At 72.4% G+C, this 13899-nt stretch carries 11 protein-coding genes; 6 read left to right on the forward strand and 5 right to left on the reverse strand.

The window, feature by feature from the left end:
• Positions 1-104 precede the first annotated feature (104 nt).
• Complete coding sequence (gene pdxH / locus ACFYSH_RS01480) at positions 105-737, forward strand: pyridoxamine 5'-phosphate oxidase (protein ID WP_359465606.1); 633 nt, start codon at positions 105-107, stop codon at positions 735-737.
• 476 nt (positions 738-1213) lie between these two features.
• On the forward strand, positions 1214-2572 hold the full coding sequence (locus ACFYSH_RS01485; protein ID WP_388750238.1) for a PAS domain-containing protein: 1359 nt from the start codon (positions 1214-1216) through the stop codon (positions 2570-2572).
• A gap of 13 nt (positions 2573-2585) precedes the next feature.
• On the opposite strand, the gene ACFYSH_RS01490 is transcribed toward ACFYSH_RS01485, so the two are convergent.
• A complete protein-coding gene (locus ACFYSH_RS01490; RefSeq protein WP_359465370.1) occupies positions 2586-3341 on the reverse strand; it encodes an SIS domain-containing protein in 756 nt (251 codons plus the stop codon).
• 208 nt (positions 3342-3549) lie between these two features.
• Here ACFYSH_RS01490 and ACFYSH_RS01495 point away from each other — a divergent pair, with 208 nt between their 5' ends.
• Together ACFYSH_RS01495 and ACFYSH_RS01500 are read left to right on the forward strand one after the other, a co-directional pair.
• The gene (locus ACFYSH_RS01495; protein WP_359465369.1) at positions 3550-4242 is read left to right on the forward strand and encodes a metal-dependent transcriptional regulator; all 693 of its coding nucleotides are present in this window, start codon (positions 3550-3552) and stop codon (positions 4240-4242) included.
• A gap of 724 nt (positions 4243-4966) precedes the next feature.
• Complete coding sequence (locus ACFYSH_RS01500; protein WP_359465605.1) at positions 4967-5860, forward strand: alpha/beta hydrolase; 894 nt, start codon at positions 4967-4969, stop codon at positions 5858-5860.
• Positions 5861-5944: 84 nt separating this feature from the next.
• On the opposite strand, the gene ACFYSH_RS01505 is transcribed toward ACFYSH_RS01500, so the two are convergent.
• From ACFYSH_RS01505 to ACFYSH_RS01515, 3 genes are read right to left on the reverse strand one after another with little or no spacing between them, the layout of a single operon-like run.
• The gene (locus ACFYSH_RS01505; protein ID WP_359465367.1) at positions 5945-7591 is read right to left on the reverse strand and encodes a transporter; all 1647 of its coding nucleotides are present in this window, start codon (positions 7589-7591) and stop codon (positions 5945-5947) included.
• Complete coding sequence (locus ACFYSH_RS01510; RefSeq protein WP_388750242.1) at positions 7588-8409, reverse strand: ABC transporter ATP-binding protein; 822 nt, start codon at positions 8407-8409, stop codon at positions 7588-7590. Before ACFYSH_RS01510 ends, ACFYSH_RS01505 begins: the two co-directional genes overlap by 4 nt.
• 38 nt (positions 8410-8447) lie before the next feature.
• A complete protein-coding gene (locus ACFYSH_RS01515; protein ID WP_359465364.1) occupies positions 8448-9125 on the reverse strand; it encodes a bifunctional DNA primase/polymerase in 678 nt (225 codons plus the stop codon).
• Positions 9126-9378: 253 nt separating this feature from the next.
• On the opposite strand from ACFYSH_RS01515, the gene ACFYSH_RS01520 reads away from it, so the two are divergent.
• Positions 9379-10761, forward strand: a complete 1383-nt coding sequence (locus tag ACFYSH_RS01520) for a transcriptional regulator (protein ID WP_359465363.1) — start codon at positions 9379-9381, stop codon at positions 10759-10761.
• A gap of 195 nt (positions 10762-10956) precedes the next feature.
• Positions 10957-12444: a hypothetical protein gene (locus ACFYSH_RS01525; protein WP_388750246.1), complete on the forward strand. Its 1488-nt coding sequence runs from the start codon at positions 10957-10959 to the stop codon at positions 12442-12444.
• Between the two features lie 61 nt (positions 12445-12505).
• Here the strand turns inward: ACFYSH_RS01525 and ACFYSH_RS01530 are convergent, their stop codons facing one another.
• On the reverse strand, positions 12506-13774 hold the full coding sequence (locus tag ACFYSH_RS01530) for an ABC transporter substrate-binding protein (protein WP_388750249.1): 1269 nt from the start codon (positions 13772-13774) through the stop codon (positions 12506-12508).
• Positions 13775-13899: the final 125 nt, after the last annotated feature.

A 13899-nucleotide genomic window follows, 5' to 3' on the forward strand; every position in this document is an offset into this window, starting at 1 on the left:
CGCTGCGGCAGGATGGCCCCGTGCCCACAGCAGATGCCACTCCGTCTTCCGTGTCCGCCTCCTCTCGCGTCCCGTCATCCGATTGCACCACCGATCCGGCCGCGATGCGCGAGCAGTACCGCTCCGAGGACTTCAGCGAGAAGGACCTCGCCGCGGACCCCATGGACCAGTTCGCCCGCTGGTTCCGCCAGGTCGCCGGGGGCGGCGCGCTCCACGAGCCGAACGCGATGGTGGTGTCCACGGCGGACTCCCGGGGCCGGCCCTCCTCCCGGACCGTGCTGCTGAAGCACTACGACGACCGCGGCTTCGTCTTCTTCACCAACTACGGCTCGCGCAAGGGCAGCGACCTGGCGGCCAACCCGTACGTCTCGCTGCTCTTCCCCTGGCACCCGCTCGCCCGCCAGGTCATCATCACCGGCACCGCGGCCCGCGTCGGACGCGAGGAGACGGTCGCCTACTTCCGTACCCGCCCCCACGGGTCCCAGCTGGGTGCCTGGGCCAGCGACCAGTCGACGGTGGTCGGCTCCCGGCAGGAGCTGACCGCACGCTACGAGGAGCTCGCGGCCCGCTACCCGGAGGGCGAGAAGGTCCCCGCCCCGCCGCAGTGGGGAGGCTTCCGCGTCGTCCCGGACGCGATCGAGTTCTGGCAGGGCCGGGAGAACCGGCTGCACGACCGGCTGCGGTACGTCCGGGAGAGCCCGGCCGCGGACTGGCGGGTGGAGCGGCTCTGCCCCTGACCCGTCGGGCCGCCTCCCCACCGGGCGGCCCGTGCACCACCCGTACACGCAGAAACCCGCAGGCTCTGGGTCCTCCTTGCGGAGGAGCCGGCCGGACTTACCGGCGAGCCTGCGGGTCGGTGACTGCTTGGGATTGGCCGGCGACCGGCCTGCACTGCACAGAGCGCGACGACGGGCGTCAGCCCGCAGTCACCTCACGAGTCCGAAAAGAAATCACTTCCGGAACACCTCCTTTCGCGTGTGCGTCCACCTTAGGAACCCGCCCGGCACGGGACAAGCGATTTATCCGTGAGAGGAAGAACGGCCCCCCGGGGAATACGGCGGGACCCGGCCCACCGGCTGCCACGCGTGCCCTTCCGCGTGTCCTGTGGAGCGCTCCTCGCACCCGGGACGCCGATTTTCCGGAACGTGCTGTGGTCCGCGCCGGGTTCGAGTTGAATGGAAGCCTGACGTGCGAAGACGTGCGGGGGTATGCCATGAGTCCTTCCAGCAGCAGCGGGACCACTGTCCCCGGCGGTCCGAGCGGGCTCGAGGGCGCGGAGCTCCTCGCCGCGCTGCTCGACGGCATGGACGCCGCGCTCTGCGCGTTCGACGCGCACGGCACCATCACCCACTGGAACCGCGAGGCCGAGCGCGTCCTCGGCTGGACCGCCGCGGAGGCGGTGGGACGACACGGCTTCGCGGGGTGGGCCGTGCGGAGCGCGGACGCGGAGGACGTACAGGGGCGGCTGCTGGCCGTCATGGACGCGCCCGGGCGGCAGGTCCACGAGTTCGCGCTGCTGCGCAAGGACGGCGGGAGGGTCCTCGTGCGGACCCAGTCGTCGAGGGTGCGGAGCGAGGACGGGAAGCCCGCCGGGGTGTACTGCGCGTTCAGCGAGGTGCACGCGCAGATCGATCTGGAACGGTCCATCGCGCTCAGCGAGGCCCTGTTCGAGGACGCGTCCTGGGGGGTGGTCCTCGTCGACGTCGACCTGCGCCCCACCATGGTCAACGCCTATGCGGCCCGGGCGCTGGGCGGCGGACGCACCGCGCCGCTGGGGCGTCCGCTGGGCGAGCTGATCGTGCAGGGCGTGGAGGATCTGGAGGGCGCGCTGCAGCACGTCCTCGCCGAGGGCGCACCGTCCGCTCCGGCCGAGTTGTGGGTGACGCTGCGGACCGCCGAAGGCGACCGGCGGCGCTGCTGGCGCAGCGGATTCCTGAGGCTGGCCTCGCCGTTGGCGCACGAGCCCGTGCCGCTCGGGGTCGGCTGGCTGTTCAGGGACGTCACGGCGGCGAAGCTCGCGGAGCAGGACGCGGACCGGATGCGCTTCCGCGCGAACCAGCTGCACCGGGCGGCCCGCCAGGCATCGGAGTGCGAGGACCCGATGGAGGCGGCGACCACGTCGCTGGACTACGCCCTGGCGGGGTTCGCGGACCATGTCGTCGTCGATCTGCTGGCGGATCTGGCGGCGGGGGAGCGGCTCGTACGGGCCGCGGCCACGCCGTCCGACGCGCCGGGCCCCTGCCTGCCGGTCTCCGGTGGTCCGCTCCCCGTGCGTTACGCGCCGGGGCACCCGGCCGTCCAGGCCGTGGAGCGTACGGGTTCCGTCCGGGTCGCCGCGCCGGCGGGTGCGGGGGCGGCGTGGGCCGTGGAGCAGCAGTGGCCGGGTGACTCCGTGCACGCCCTCTGCGCGGTGCTCCGGAGCCGGGGGCGGACGCTGGGTGTGGTGACGTTCCTGCGCGCCGCGAACCGGAGCGCGTTCGAACGCCCCGACGTGATGTACGCGGAGAGCGTGGCGGTCCGGGTCGCCTCGGCGGTCGACCTGGCCCGGCTGACGGCCGGGCCGGAAGCCTGAACCCGACGGTTCCTCAGTGGCGGTAGAAGATGCGGTCGCCGTACTCCCGCATCACGCGCCCGTTCCACTCGTGTCCGCCGTCGACGTTGCCCGAGCGCAGCAGCGGCGGTTCGATCCCCCGGGCGACGAGTTCCTCCGCCGCGGTGGCCATCATGGCCTGCATCAGGGCGCTGGTGACGACCGTCGATGCGGGCGCGAACGGTGCTTCGACGCCCTCCGCGGTCAGTTCCGCGTCGCCGATCGCGATCTTGCTGTCGAGCACGATGTCGCAGTGGTCGCGGAGGAATCCGCCCGAGACGTGCCGGGACCTGGTGCCCGTCGTGTACGCGAGCGAGGTGACCCCGACGACCGTCAGCCCGAGCGCCCGCGCGTTCTGCGCCATCTCCACGGGCAGGGCGTTCCGGCCGGACAGGGAGATGATCACCAGGAGGTCACCGGCACGGGCCGGGCTGCTGTCGAGGACGGCACTCGCGAGACCGTCGACCCGCTCCAGCGCGGAGCCGAGTGTGGCGGGCATGACGTCGACTCCGAGGGTGCCCGGCACGGCGAGCAGGTTCATGAGGGCGAGTCCGCCCGCACGGTAGACGACGTCCTGGGCGGCGAGCGAGGAGTGCCCGGCGCCGAAGGCGAAGAGCCGGCCGCCCGACGCGACGGTGTCGGCGATCGCGGTCCCCGCGGCGGCGATCGACCCGGACTCCTCGTCGCGCACCCGCTCCAGCAGGCCGATCGCTGCGTCGAAGAACTGACCGGCGAGCTTGCTGTCGCTCATCGAGGAGGCCTTTCCTGCGGGGTGGGGCCCCGTGCGGCGCCCATGTCGCGGATCACGTTGCGGTCTGGACCAGTGGGCTGTCAATAGCGCCCGGGGCCGACCGTCGGCACGGATCCCTGACGGCGGGGCACGGTTGTCGGCACTATGCGTCAGAATTGGTGGAGGGCCATCGCACGACGACTTCAGGTCACAGCATCGAGGGGCACGAATGTCCGGACTGATCGATACGACGGAGATGTATCTCCGCACCATCCTCGAGCTCGAAGAGGAAGGCGTGGTCCCCATGCGCGCCCGGATCGCGGAACGGCTGGACCAGAGCGGTCCGACGGTCAGCCAGACGGTGGCGCGCATGGAGCGGGACGGGCTGGTCCAGGTCGCGGGGGACCGCCATCTGGAGCTGACCGAGGAGGGGCGCCGCCTGGCGACGCGGGTGATGCGCAAGCACCGGCTCGCGGAATGCCTGCTGGTCGACGTCATCGGACTGGAGTGGGAGCAGGTCCACGCCGAGGCGTGTCGCTGGGAACACGTGATGAGCGAGGCGGTGGAGCGCCGCGTCCTGGAGCTGCTGCGGCACCCGACGGAGTCCCCGTACGGGAATCCGATCCCGGGCCTGGAGGAGCTGGGCGAGAAGTCCGAGGCCGATCCGTTCCTGGACGAGGGCATGGTGAGCCTGGCCGAGCTCGATCCGGGCGCCGAGGGCAAGACCGTGGTGGTACGCCGGATCGGTGAGCCGATCCAGACCGACGCGCAGCTGATGTATTCGCTGCGGCGGGCGGGCGTGCAGCCCGGCTCGGTCGTCAGCGTGACCGAGTCGGCCGGTGGAGTGCTGGTCGGCTCCAGCGGGGAGGCGGCCGAGTTGAACACCGAGGTCGCCTCGCACGTCTTCGTCGCCAAGCGCTGAGCGGTGCGAGCGCGGCTTCGGACACTGTGTCCGTCTATCGGTGCCCGGCCACGCGTGCGGGTGCCGATGCGGATGCACATGCAGATCTGAGCGGGTAAGCCCGCTTTCTGTTTTCCGCCCGGAATCGCAGCGCCCGGGCGGAACGCGTGCCAGGCTGTGGCCAGGCACGTGACCTGAGGGTGCCGGCGGAGTTCGCCGCCGCGCGGTCGGGGAGGGAGCAGGGAATGCGCCCGTCGTACTGGCACGCGCCCCGTGGAGTGGCGGCCGGGCCGTTCTCCGCCCTGGCTCGTCCCTGGGCCCTCGCACCCTCCCGCGCCCTCGTCGCCGCGCGGGATGTCCGCTCCGCCCCGGTGGGCCTTCCAGGGCGTGTTTCGAAAGTCCCGCCCGCCCGGCCGGGCACGGACCGGCACGAGCGCGCGTATGTGCGTTCCGGAACAGGGGACGGCCCCGGCGCCCGTAGGTGCCGGGGCCGGTCCTCCCCTGCGCTGACCTGGAGCCCCGAGCTCTCGAGGTCAGTCCCCGCGGACCCCTGTCCCCGAGTGATCCGCTTCCCGGAAAAGGTCTCCCCTGGGGGGCCGTCGTCAACCCTGAACCGTTGTCACTCAATCGTGGGATGTTGCGAGCCAGAAGCAGGCTTTCGAATAAAGGTTCGATACTCTGGCGTGCACGGACACGGTGATCGAGGACCAGGATGACCGAGGACCAGAAGGAGGTGCCAGAACCTATGGTGCGGCGCATCGATGTGACCGGATCGGACGGCGTACGCCTCGCGGCCTGGGAGTTCGCCGATCCGCCCAAGGGCCGTGCGGAGGCCGCGCGGGCCCCCGGGATCCTGATGCTGCACGGGCTGATGGGCCGGGCGGCCCACTGGGCCTCCACCGCCCGCTGGCTCTCCGAGCGCCACCGCCCGGTCGGCCTCGACCAGCGCGGTCACGGGCGCAGCGAGAAGCCGGCCGACGGCCCGTACACCCGCGACGCCTACGTCGCGGACGTCGAGGCCGCGATCGAACAGCTCGACCTCGCCCCGGTCACCCTCATCGGGCACTCGATGGGAGCGCTCACCGCATGGCAGCTCGCCGCGAAGCGCCCCGACCTGGTCAAGGCCCTGATCATCTGCGACATGCGGGCCTCCGCGCTCGGGGCGGCCTCACAGCGCGAGTGGGAGGACTGGTTCACGACCTGGCCCCTTCCCTTCGCGACACTCGCCGATGTGCGGAAGTGGTTCGGTGAGGACGACCCCTGGGTGGAACGGCCGAACCCCTCCCGCGGTGCGTTCTTCGCGGAGGTGATGGCCGAGAGCTCCGACGGCTGGCGGCCCGTCTTCTCCCAGGAACACATGCTGACGTCCCGGGCCACGTGGGTCTACGACGCCCACTGGGAGGAGCTGGCGCAGGTGCGCTGCCCCACCCTGGTCCTGCGCGGGATCGACGGGGAGCTGGGCAGGGCCGAGGCCCAGGAGATGGTGCGCGTACTGCCGCGCGGGCAGTACGCCGAGGTGGAGGACGCCGGCCACCTCGTGCACTACGACCGGCCGGAGGGCTGGCGCAGGGCGGTGGAGCCCTTCCTGGAGCAGCTCGCCGAGGACCGACGGGACGACCGGGAACCCGTCAGCCCCTGAACCCGCCGGCCCCGAACCCGTCAGCCCTGAACCCGCCGGCCTCGAACCCGCCGGCCCGTGCGGCCCTCCGGGCCCGGACGCCTTTCAGCCCTTGCTGACCGCGGCGAGGATCTCCGGGAGCCGGTCCGCCGTCCGCGGCGCGGCCAGCCGTACACCCAGCCAACCGATGAACGCCCCGTACACCGCCCCCACCGGCAGCAGCAGCCACGACCAGCCCTGCTGGTCCGCGACGTGCATCCAGATCGTCAGCCCGATCACGGGCCCGCTGAGCACGGCGGCCGCCACCATGCCGCCGAGGATGGAGATCCAGGCGAGCCCGGCCTGCCCCGGCACGACGTTCTTGAACGCCCCGTCCTGCGGGATCGAGTACGGGAAGAGCGCCGAGGCCAGGGCGCCGGTCGCCAGCATCGCGCCGAGCAGGGCGAACGACAGCCCCATGACCCCCGGCAGCGCGGCCCAGTCCCCGAGCACCGCCGCCGTCACCACCGTCACCAGGACGGTGTACGGCAGGGTGATCAGCAGCAGTGCCAGGGCCCGCGCCCGCAGTTCCGCACAGGCGTCCCGGGTCGTCGAGATGGACAGTGCCACCATCCAGAAGGCGGAGGTGTCCTGCCCGAACTGGTTGTACATCTGCATGCCGAGCATCCCCGCCGCGAAACACGCGAAGTAGACGGAGCCCGTCCCCTGCACCGCGTTGAGCACCGGCACGATCAGGCCGATCGCCAGTGCCGTCACCCAGGACGCCTTGGTCTTCGGATCCCGTACGACGTACCGCAGGCTCCGCCGCATCACCGTGGTCGTGCGCCCGTCGGGGAGCAGCGAGAAGAGCCCGGAGCGGTCGGCGCCGGACCGGCCGGCCGAGGGTTCGGCGGCGGCGACCGTGGAGCCGTCCGGTGACGTCATCAGCTTCACCAGGCTTCGCTGCCACAGCCAGATCAGGCCGCCCAGTGCGAGCACCGAGAGCAGAAGCTGTGCCAGTGCGGTGCCGTACGCCCCGTCGGAGGCGGAGCCCACGGCCCCGAGAGCCGAGGCCGGCGGCAGCCAGCGGACCACGTCCGCGACCGGCTCGAGCGTGGACAACCCGCCCGCCCGGCCCAGACGCTGCGCGCCGAAGTTGACGAACTGGATGCCCACCGCGATCACCAGCCCGCTCAGCACCGCGAGGTCGCGGCCCTTGCGTGAGGTCAGCAGCCGGATGTTGGCCGTGGCGACGGACCGGGCCAGCGCCACACAGACCAGCAGCGTCAGCGGCACGGCGACCACCGCGAACGCCGCCGCCGCCGCGCCGTGCGCCGTCGCCGTCACGGAACCGAGGGCCAGGGCGAGCGTGAAGAGCGGGCCGATGCCGATCAGCGAGGCCACGAGCAGGGCCCCGACCAGCGGGCGGGGCCGCAGCGGCAGCATCACCAGGCGGCCGGGGTCCAGGGTCTCGTCGCCGCTGGGGAAGAACAGCGGCATGACGGTCCAGCCCAGCGCCACCACCGCGGTCAGCAGCACCACCAGGGTGTCCGCCTGCGCGTGCCCGCGGAGGGCGACCAGGCCGATCACCTGGCCCACCGCGAGCAGCAGGGTGACCACGAGGGACGAGATGTACGCGGCCCGCCGGCCGGACGACTGGCGCAGTCCGTTGCGCAGCAGAGTCAGCTTGAGCCGTACGAAGACGGGGACCAGGCCCTGACCGCGTACGGCCGGGACGGCGGAACCCGTGGGGGCGGCGTCCAGGACCGTCACCGGGCACCGCCCAGCCAGTCCAGGGACTCCCCGGTGTCCCGGGCGCCCGCGCCGACCAGTTCGAGGAAGGCGTCCTGCAAGGAGGCCGATGCACCCCGTACCTCGGAGAGCGTGCCCTGGGCCCGGATCCGGCCGGCCGCCATGACGGCGACCCAGTCGCAGAGGGACTCGACGAGTTCCATGACATGGCTGGAGAAGACCACGGTGGCGCCGGAGCGGGTGTAGCGCTCCAGCACCCCACGAATGGTCTGCGCCGACACCGGGTCGACGCCCTCGAACGGCTCGTCGAGGAACAGGACTTCGGGGTTGTGCAGCAGGGCGGACGCCAGCCCGATCTTCTTGCGCATCCCGGTCGAGTAGTCCACGACCAGCTTGTGCTGGGCCCCGGCGAGATCCAGGACGTCGAGGAGCTGGGTGGCCCGCTTGTCCACCTCGGCACCCGGGAGGCCGCGCAACCGTCCTGTGTAGGCGAGGAGTTCACGCCCGGAGAGCCGCTCGAAGAGCCGCAGCCCTTCCGGGAGCACCCCGATCCGGGACTTCACCTCGACCGGGTCCCGCCACACGTCGTGGCCGCCGACCTCGATCCTGCCCATGTCGGGCCTGAGCAGCCCCGTCACCATCGACAACGTGGTGGTCTTCCCCGCGCCGTTGGGGCCCACCAGGCCGATGAACTTGCCCGCGGGCAGGTCCAGGTCGATACCCGCGACCGCGACCTGCTCCCCGAACCGCTTCCAGAGCCCCTCCACCCGCACGGCGGGCGGCGTCGCTGCCCCGCCGGTCGTGTCCGTCCCGCCCGCACTGTCCGCCTGGTCCGGCATGGCACTGCCTTTCGAAGTCCCCACGTGTGGGGACCACCCTACGAAAGACGGGTCCGGGCGTCCGCCGCCTCCCGGGCGCAGGCGTACGCGAGCGGGGTGATCAGCTCCTCCGCCTCGGGCAGCCACCGGTTGGCGCGGGACGGGCGGCGGGCCCACTGCACGGCTCCACGCCCGGCCAGCCGGGTGGGCGGCCCGGCCACGTAATCGCCCTCACCGCGCCCCACCATGCCGATCGCCTCGGTGTCCCAGCCCAACTGCCGTACGAGCGCGGGCGCCTTGGCCGCGGCACCGGGCAGGGCGAAGAACAGCATGCGGCGGTCCGGGGTCCGGGTCACCGGGCCGAGCGTGAGGCCCATCCGCTCCATCCGGGCCAGCGCGAGGAAACCGGCGGACTCCGGCACGTCCAGGGCGTCGAACGTCCGGCCGGCGGGCATGAGGACCGACGACCCGGGCTGCCCGGACCACATCCGGCGGGCCGCCGCAGCGCTGCCGGTCGCCTGGCCCGCCCAGTCCGGCCGGGCGGGGTGGGCTCCGGGGGCGGCGCAGCCGGCGTCACCGCACGAGCAGCGCTCCGTCCCGCCGACGGTCTCGAGCCAGGTGCCCGGGAACACGTCCCAGTGCCGCTCCTGGGCGTACCAGGCCGCGGCCTCGAGCAGCTGTTCACCTCGCTGTTGGGGGACCTGAGGGGCTTCCGTCACTCCGATGGTCTCTTCCACGCCCCACTCAACTACCGGCGTCACCTGGGGTTACGGGCGCGCGTGAGCCCTTCGTGGCGGATCGGTCCTGCATGCGGGGCGCACGGATGCATGGGCGGGGGCGCGCGGGAGGAAGCGCACCGATGCGGGGTAACCACTTGCAGGACTGCGCCAACTCACCACCGCTCGTACCCGATACAGATGAATATGCGCATTTCTTGTGCCGTGCCGGGCAGTGATGCCTCACTGAATCACTGCGGTCTCAGGGGGAAATATGGCAGCCAGGCCTCTCGTCGCCCGCCAGCCGAACGAACGGCTCCAGACGCTCATCCAGGAGGCGGCGTGTTCCAACGCCGGTCTCGCACGACGGGTCAACATGGTCGGGGCGGAGCGGGGACTCGATCTCCGTTACGACAAGACCTCCGTGGCCCGCTGGCTGCGCGGACAACAACCACGCGGCAGGGCACCGGGAATCATCGCCGAGGCGATCGGTCGCAAGCTCGGCCGCACGGTCACGATCGACGAGATCGGCATGGCCAACGGCAAGAGCCTGGCCTCCGGCATCGGCCTGCAGTTCGCGCCGACCGTGCTCGGTGCCATCGAGCAGGTCTGTGAGCTGTGGCGCAGTGACGTGGGCCGTCGTGACCTGCTGACCGGATCGGCGGTCGCCGCCTCCGCCCTCGTCGAACCCAGTCGTGACTGGCTGATCACGGGCGCCGACCCGCAGGTGGCGCGGACGGCGGGGAGCCGGGTCGGCATGCCGGACGTGGCGGCGGTGCGGGCGATGACGACCGCGCTCGTCGACCTGGACCACCGTTTCGGCAGCGGGCATGTGCGCCCCGTCCTGGTGCACTACCTCAACAGCGTGGTGTCCGGGCTCCTTTCGGGGTCGTACCGCGAATCGGTGGGCCGCGAGCTGTTCGGCGCGGCCGCCCGGCTCACCGAACTCGCCGGTTACATGGCCGTCGACACCGGTCAGCCGGGGCTCGCCCAGCGGTATTACATCCAGGCGCTGCGCCTGGCCCAGGCCGCGGGCGACCGGGCGTACGGGGGCTATGTGCTGGCCGCTTCGATGAGCCACCTCGCGGCTCAGCTCGGCAATCCGCGGGAGATCGCCCAGCTGGCACGGGCCGCGCAGGAGGGCGCGCGGGGCCGGGTGACCCCGCGGGCGGAGGCGATGTTCCACGCCGCGGAGGCCCGGGGCCACGCGCTGATGGGCGATGCCCGCACCTGCCAGACCGTGGCGAGCCGCGCGGTGGCCGCGCTGGACCAGGCCGACCCGGAGAAGGGCGACGACCCGGACTGGATCGCCCACTTCGACGCGGGCTATCTCGCCGACGAACTGGCCCACTGCCACCGGGACCTCGGGCAGGCCGAACCGGCCGCCCGCCGGGCGAAGGAGGCCCTGGCGGCTCTCCCCGAGTCCCGGACCCGGCGCCGGGGCATCGGTCTGGTGCTGCTGGCCACGGCACAGGTGCAGCAGCGTGAGGTGGAGCGTGCGTGCCACACGGGGCTGCGGGCGATGGAACTGCTGGGGACGGTGCGCTCCAGCCGGGGTGCTGAATATCTCGACGACCTCCAGCAGCGGCTCGAGCCGTACGGAGACGAGCCCGCGGTCCGGGAGTTCGGCGCCAGGCTGGAGCTCCAGGCTGCCTGACCTGCCCCGCCCGGACGCCGCCCGGGCGGGCCGACCATGAACAGCGCCGTGGGCGGCCCAGGTGTTACCCACTGTTCTCACCGGTCGTGTGAAGGGGTGGTGAGCGCCCTTGGGCGCTTGGCGCTTGGCGCCGGGCACCCGGTAGCGTGAGCCGACGATTCCATAGGTTCACACGGTTCACACGTAGGAGTCCCGGTGACGCAGAGCGGACAGGGTGACGAGCCGCAGCTTCCCGCTGTACGGCCCGCACACGAAGGTGTCGTGCTGCCCGCGGAGGGTGGTGCCCCCTGGAACGCGGGGGGACCGGCGGGCGGGCAGCCGGACCAGGCCGTCCCCGCGGGCGGCCAGCCGTGGGGTCAGCCCTGGGGGCCGCAGCCCGCGCACCAGGACGGTCCGCCACCGGGACAGCTGCCACCGGAACAGCCCCTGCAGGGCGGGTACCAGCAGCAGCCGCAGCACGGGCAGTACCAGCCCCCGCAGCAGCAGTACGGGCCCCAGCAGGGCGGTACGTACCAGCAGGACCCCTATCAGCAGCAGCAGCACCAGCAGCCGTACGCCCAGCCACTGCCGCCCGAGGCCGGTCCCCTGGGCCAGGGCATGGGGCAGGGCGGGGACGCGGACGCCACGCAGTACATCGCGCCCGTCCCCGGCGGCCCCCTTCCCGGCGGGCTGCCGCCCGAGAATCCGGCGGAGTCCACCCGGTACCTGGGGCAGTCCGCCACTTCCGCGCAGCCGTCCGACGCGGACGCGACCCAGTACATACCCCCGGTTCCCGGCGGCGCTCCGTACGGGATCCGGCCGGGAGCCCCGGGCGACCGGCAGCCGCCCGCGGAGTTCGACAGCCTCTTCCGCAGCGAGGGGCCCGCGGGCGCCACACAGCAGATGCCGCACGTCGACGGGCGCCGGCAGCAGCGACCCCAGCAGCCGCACCAGACCCCTCAGCCGCACCAGACCCCTCAGCAGCCACCGCAGGGCGCCCAGCCCTACCGGTCGGGCCCGCAGGGCGCCCACGGCGGGCAGGGGCCGGACCAGGACCGTGGCGAACCGCGCAGACGGTCCGCGGCCGTCCCGCTGATCGCGGCCGTCGTCATCGGCTGCGCCGTCATCGGGCTCGGTGCCGGTGCGCTGATGAGCGGCGGGGACGACACGTCCTCGGACGACAAGCAGCCGGTGGCCGTGCAGAGTCCGGGCGCCGGCGACACGGCCGGGCAGACGGCGGACGACCCCGCGAAGCCCCAGGCCGAGGCGCTCGACGAGCTCCTCGCCGACAGCAACGACAGTCGCTCCGCGGTGATCAGCGCCGTGGAGAAGATCAAGAACTGCCAGGCCCTCGACCAGGCGGCCACCGACCTGACGGGTGCGGCGGCGCAGCGCCGCGGACTGGTGACCCGGCTCGAGGCGCTGAGCGTCGACCAGCTCCCCGACAACGCCCAGCTGAAGACCTCGCTGACCAAGGCCTGGCAGGCGTCCGCGGAGGCCGACGACCACTACGCCACGTGGGCAGGCCAGGCCAAGAACGACAAGAAGGTCTGCAAGGGCGGCAAGGCACGCTCGACCGACGCGACCGTCCAGGCCGGTGTGTCGAGCAGCGACGCCACCGTCGAGAAGCGCAAGGCCTCGGCACTGTGGAACAAGATCGCCCAGAAGTACGGGCTCACGGAGCACGCTCCCACACAGCTCTGACACGGCGGGCCTCCCGGGCACCGGCGTCGGCTCGGGGACCCGGGAGGCCGGTGTGCGCGCGTCAGCCGCCCGCAGGGGCGTTCACGAGGGTTTCCGTGACGTCCACGAACCCCTTCCTCTCGGCGGTCAGCCGTCCCTCGCGGACGACCTGGAACGTCACCCGCCCATTCACGATGCGCCGGTAGGCGGCCGTGCCGACCATGTCCTGGAAGCGCCAGCGCAGGACCGGGGTGAGGCCACCGGTGTCCACCTCGGCCCCGCGGTTGAGACCGACGGAGATCCCGCCCGCCGTGATGTCCGGCCGGTCCATCGCCTCGACGACCGCCTTCAGCACGGTGTAGGCGATCCAGGTCGTCTGCACGCCCGTGTCCGACGGGTCGATCCGGTCGTCACCGAAGGCGTACTTCTCGATCACGTCGCGCATCTCGTTCCAGCGGGCGTCGCCGGGTGCCGGGTACCAGCCGGTGACGAGAGCCCCTTCGAAGGGGCTGGCCGGCCCGCCCGTACGGTCGATGAGGCCCTGGCCGACGCTGCCGAGCACCGACGAGACCCGCACCTCGCTGCCCTCGGGCTCGAGCCGGCGGAAGGAGTCGAAGAACGTCTCCGTTCCCTTGCCGAGCACCGCGGTCACACAGCCGTCGCCGGCCCGGTCGAGGGCCTCGGCCGCCTCGGCGTCGTACGAGGTGGCCTCCTCGGTGGTGCTGATGTCGTAGGACGCGGGGCGCTTGCTCCGGCTGAGGCTCGCGTCGAGGAGCCCGGGCATGGTGTCGCCGACCAGGGTGTCGGGCCGCACGAGTGACACCCGCTCACAACTGGGCGCCAGCTGCCTGCCGTTGCCCGCGAGGAGCGCCGGCTGGCCGCCGTTGACCGGGTAGGAGAGATAGCTGGTGAATTCGTCGGCGGAGGCGCCGTACCCGCCGATGTACGGGATCCCGGCCGCCTCCAGCGGAGCCAGGAACGCCCGGCCGTGCCTGCTGTACGAGCCGACGACCGCGGCCACGTCCTCGTCGGCCGCCCGCCGGGCGCACTTCGAGGCCCCGGTCGCGGTGTCCTGCTCGTTGCAGGTGAGCACCCGGAGTTCGTGGCCGTCGATCCCGCCCTTCTCGTCGGTCCAGCGGGCGTAGGCCGTCGCCATGGCCGACATGCCCGCCATGTTCACCGTGTCGGCTTCGGTGGTGTCCGGCGCCCAGGTCATCACGGTGACCGGCTCCCTGGAGTCCCCCGAGTCCCCGGGGAGGATTCCGCAGCCGGATACCAGCAGCGCCCCGGCCGCCACCGTGGTGAGGATTCTGTAGGAATGTGGAGGGGTGAGGCGTCGCCATCCGGTCATGGTCATGAACTCTCGCGGTGCAGGAATAACGCCGCCGCGTGCTCCGGTCAACGCTCCGTGACGTGGAGGTGAATTACGGGGGGCCGCACGCGGGCGCCGGGAGGGAACGTACGATCGGCAACCGT

Source organism: Streptomyces sp. NPDC005791 (assembly GCF_042871485.1).
In the GTDB taxonomy this organism is placed as follows: domain Bacteria; phylum Actinomycetota; class Actinomycetes; order Streptomycetales; family Streptomycetaceae; genus Streptomyces.